The sequence below is a fragment of the Mesorhizobium sp. M7A.F.Ca.CA.002.09.1.1 genome (assembly GCF_003998555.1).
GTDB lineage: Bacteria > Pseudomonadota > Alphaproteobacteria > Rhizobiales > Rhizobiaceae > Mesorhizobium > Mesorhizobium ciceri.
Map to the genome: position 1 here is coordinate 1 of NZ_RZRR01000498.1, position 4,138 is coordinate 4,138.

A 4,138-nucleotide genomic window follows, 5' to 3' on the forward strand; every position below is an offset into this window, starting at 1 on the left:
CCAGAACATGACGGGTGACACGCCGGCTGCCTGGAACGATCCGGCCAAGGGCGGCGAGATCGCCAAGACGCAGATCGACCAGGGCTCCGACGTGGTCTACGCCGCGGCAGGCGGTACCGGCGTTGGCGTGCTGCAGGCGGCGGCAGATGCCGGCAAGCTTGGCATCGGCGTCGATTCCAACCAGAACGGCCTGCAGCCCGGCAAGGTGCTGACCTCGATGCTGAAGCGCGTCGACGTCGCCGTCTACACCGCCTTCATGGACGGCAAGAACGGCACCTTCAAGGGCGGCGTCGAGAATCTCGGCCTCAAGGAAGGCGGCGTCGACTACGCCATGGACGACAACAACAAGGCGCTGGTGACGGACGAGATGAAGGCGGCCGTCGAAAAAGCCAAGGCCGACATCATTGCCGGCAAGGTCGAAGTACACGACTATACGACTGACAACGCCTGCCCCTATTGAGCGGCACGAACACACAGCCATGATCTGCAAACCGCCGGGCGCCAGCCCGGCGGTTTTGCCTTTACCGGATCGAGCGAAACCTTCGCTCCGTGCCGGACACCGTTTCGAGATACAGATGCAGCCGACGATCGGACCCATGGGCGAGCACGACGTAGCAGCGGTCGCGCAACTGCGCCTGTCTGCCTTTTTCGAGGGAACCGGAAGGACTCTCGGGGAAGATGCGGCAGGGCTTCGCGACTTGATCGCCGGTGACGGTTTCGAGGCGGCATTCGTGGCCCGGATCGGCGACACCCCGGTCGGGACATGCCTGCTGGTGCGCCACGAACTGGAGCCCGCGCATGATCTGACGCCATGGCTGGCCGGGTTGGTTGTCGATGCAAGGTATCGACGCCGAGGCATCGCCACCGCGCTGGTCAAGGCAACGGAAGCCCATGCGGCGTCACGGGGCGTCGAGATGCTCTATCTCTACACATGGGATGCGCGTGGTTTCTACGCGGCCCTCGGCTGGAACACCGTTGAGATATGCCGTTCGGACGGCGAGACGATGGCTCTGATGTCTCGCCGGCCTCGCCTATAGCAGCTTCGCGGCGAGACAACCGAGCGCGAACGCCACCATCAGTCCGGCGGCAACCACAAATCCACGCCGGCCGCCCAGCGCGTGCACGCCGACGCCGTATGGCCGCTGCGACAGGCTTCGGATCACGGTTGGCGGCCTGGCGTCGCTCAGGCCAGAACTACGCATCTGCGGCAGGTCGCCAATGCGCTGCGTGATCTGCTTCCAGCGCTCTTCGCCATCCCCCGGTTCGGCACGGTCGAAGACGTGCATGCGCTCGGCAAGTCGCACGACCTCGTCGCGGAAGGCCGGGTCGATCTCCAGATCACGTTCGGCCCGTTCGCGCTCCGCATCGTTCATCAGGCCACGCACATAGTCGCTGGCCCGTGCAATGCGATCGCTTTCACTGGCCATGGCATGCGCCCTTCCCTTTTTCCTCACCAGTGCGGCGGCTTGGTTACAGGCACTTCATCTCCCGTCTGCTCCTCCAGCGCCAGGAAGCGATCCGTCAGCGCGTCGAGCTTGCGCTGCATGCGCTCGATCACTTTCCACTGCTCGGCGATCTGGCCGGACAGTTCCTCGATGGTCTTCTCCTGCTCGGCGGCGCGGATTTCCAGCGTCGTCAGCCGGTCGGCGGGTATGGTCATGTGAATTCCCCAGTCTTCACCGCGATGTCTTGCGCCGCGATGTCTTGCGCCGCAATGCGAATTTCGGCTCCGCCATACTAGCGAATGTGAAGGCCCCGGCCACGTTGCAAATTGACAAGCGCACCGGGATTTGTCGAGAGTGAACCTGCTCCGCCAATTGGCACGGGCGGAGCGTCATGCTAGGCGTTTTGACCAAGCGATAAAAAAATAAGAGTGGGACAGGCTGCATGGCGCAAGCCGCAATCGAGTTGATCGGCATCAACAAGAGTTTTGGTGCGGTGCGCGCCAACCGGGACATCAATCTTGAGATCGGTCGCGGCACGATCCACGGCATTGTCGGCGAGAACGGCGCTGGCAAGTCGACGCTGATGTCGATCCTCTACGGCTTCTACCAGGCCGACAGCGGCGAGATCCGCGTTGGCGGCCAGCCGGCTTCGATCAAGACCCCCAATGACGCCATCGCGCTCGGCATCGGCATGGTGCATCAGCACTTCATGCTGGTCGACAATTTCACAGTGCTGGAGAACGTCATCCTCGGCGCCGAAAGCGATGCGCTCTTGAAGAAGAGCATCGCCAAGGCGCGCTCCGAACTGGAGCGGCTGGAGCGTGAATACGGGCTGGAAGTCGATCCCGATGCAATCATCGAGGAACTGCCGGTCGGCCTGCAGCAGCGTGTCGAGATCCTGAAGGCGCTCTATCGCGGCGCCGAGATCCTGATCCTCGACGAACCGACGGGCGTTTTGACGCCGGCCGAGGCCGACCATCTGTTCCGCATCCTTCGGCAGTTGAAGGACCAGGGCAAGACGGTGGTGCTGATCACCCACAAACTGCGCGAGATCATGGCCATCACCGACACGGTGTCGGTCATGCGCCAGGGCACGATGGTGGCGACGCGCGAGACCAGGAAAACGACTGTCGAGGAACTGGCCGAGCTGATGGTCGGCCGGCGCGTGCTCTTGCGGGTCGAGAAGGGCGAGGCAGAGGCCGGCGCCGTCAAGCTCGCAGTCAAGAACCTGACGGTCAGGGATACGCGCGGCGTCACCATGGTCGACGACATCTCCTTCGATATCAGGGCCGGCGAGATCGTCGGCATCGCCGGTGTCGCCGGCAACGGACAATCCGAACTGCTCGAGGCGATTTCCGGCATCAGGCGTGCCGTTTCCGGCTCGGTCATGCTGGATGGCAAGCCGATCGACCTGACCGGTGCCGCCGACCCCGGAGAGTTGCGCGACCGTGGCCTGGCGCATGTGCCGGAGGACCGCCATCACGTCGGGCTGGTGCTGGCCTTCGAGGAGAACGAGAATTCGATCCTCGGCTATCACGATGATCCCCGCTATTTGAAGGGGCCGTTCCTCAACATCGATGCCATCCGCAACGATGCCAGGGACAAGATCGCCAAATACGACATCCGCCCGGCCGACTGCCGGCTGAAGACCGCCAATTTCTCCGGCGGCAACCAGCAGAAGATCGTGCTGGCACGGGAGATGGAACAGGACCCGGGCGTGCTGATCGTCGGCCAGCCGACACGCGGCGTCGATGTCGGCGCCATCGAGTTCATCCACAAGCGCCTGATCGCCATGCGCGACCAGGGCAAGGCGGTGCTGGTGGTGTCGGTCGAGCTGGACGAGATCCGTTCGCTGTCCGACCGTATCCTGGTGATGTTTGCCGGCCGCATCGTCGGCGAGCGCGGTCCGGAAGCGACCGAGGGCGAGCTCGGCCTGCTGATGGCCGGCATCGAGCACCAGGAGGCCGCGCAATGAGCACGCCTTACGCCAAACTGCCGGCCTGGGCCGACTATGGCCTGATCCCGCTGATCAATCTGTTCGTCGCCTTCGTCGTCGCCGGCTTCGTCGTGCTTCTGGTCGGCGAGAATCCGTTGCGCGCCGCCGTCATCCTGGTCGAAGGCGCCTTCGGCAAAGGCACAGGCATTGCCTTCACCCTGTTTTATGCCACCACCTTCATCTTCACCGGGCTTTCGGTCGCGGTTGCCGCGCATTGCGGCCTGTTCAACATCGGCACCGAGGGGCAGGCCTACATCGCCGGCCTTGGCATCGCCATCGTCTGCCTGAGCTTCGACAGTACACTGCCATGGTGGCTGACCTTCCCGCTGGCGATCATTGCTGCGGCGGCGGTGGGCGCATTGTGGGCGCTTATCCCGGCCTATCTGCAGGCCAAGCGTGGCTCGCACATCGTCATCACCACCATCATGTTCAACTTCATCGCCGCCTCGATCATGGTTTACCTGCTGGTCGGCCCGTTGAAGCCAGCCGCCTCGCAAGCGCCGCAGACGCGCAACTTCCTCGCCGGCGCGGAATTGCCCAAACTCAACTGGATCATCGAGCTGTTCGGCGCCAAGATCCGTTCGGCGCCGCTCAACGTCACCTTCCTGCTGGCGCTGGTCATGGCCTTCCTGGTCTGGCTGCTGATCTGGCGCACCAAGCTCGGCTACGAGATGCGCACCTACGGTCACAGCCCGAA

At 63.6% G+C, this 4,138-nt stretch carries 6 protein-coding genes; 4 read left to right on the plus strand and 2 right to left on the minus strand.

Annotation, left to right across the window (positions count from 1 at the left end):
• Together EN994_RS20525 and EN994_RS20530 are read left to right on the plus strand one after the other, a co-directional pair.
• A partial coding sequence (locus EN994_RS20525; RefSeq protein ID WP_127307767.1) for a BMP family ABC transporter substrate-binding protein occupies nt 1-460 on the plus strand: 460 nt, incomplete at its 5' end.
• A gap of 115 nt (nt 461-575) precedes the next feature.
• A complete protein-coding gene (locus EN994_RS20530; protein WP_063168986.1) occupies nt 576-1,037 on the plus strand; it encodes a GNAT family N-acetyltransferase in 462 nt (153 codons plus the stop codon).
• On the opposite strand, the gene EN994_RS20535 is transcribed toward EN994_RS20530, so the two are convergent.
• Both EN994_RS20535 and EN994_RS20540 read right to left on the minus strand, forming a co-directional pair.
• On the minus strand, nt 1,032-1,427 hold the full coding sequence (locus tag EN994_RS20535) for a hypothetical protein (protein ID WP_063168987.1): 396 nt from the start codon (nt 1,425-1,427) through the stop codon (nt 1,032-1,034). The genes EN994_RS20530 and EN994_RS20535 overlap by 6 nt on opposite strands.
• A gap of 23 nt (nt 1,428-1,450) precedes the next feature.
• On the minus strand, nt 1,451-1,660 hold the full coding sequence (locus EN994_RS20540) for a SlyX family protein (RefSeq protein WP_013529634.1): 210 nt from the start codon (nt 1,658-1,660) through the stop codon (nt 1,451-1,453).
• A 227-nt stretch (nt 1,661-1,887) separates the two neighbouring features.
• Between EN994_RS20540 and EN994_RS20545 the strand changes: the two genes are divergently transcribed.
• Both EN994_RS20545 and EN994_RS20550 read left to right on the plus strand, forming a co-directional pair.
• Nucleotides 1,888-3,420 (plus strand): ABC transporter ATP-binding protein, encoded by a 1,533-nt coding sequence (locus EN994_RS20545; protein WP_024502792.1) that lies wholly within the window; start codon nt 1,888-1,890, stop codon nt 3,418-3,420.
• Nucleotides 3,417-4,138, plus strand: a 722-nt coding sequence (locus EN994_RS20550) for an ABC transporter permease (protein WP_164746037.1), incomplete at its 3' end; no start/stop codon positions are given. The genes EN994_RS20545 and EN994_RS20550, both read left to right, overlap by 4 nt.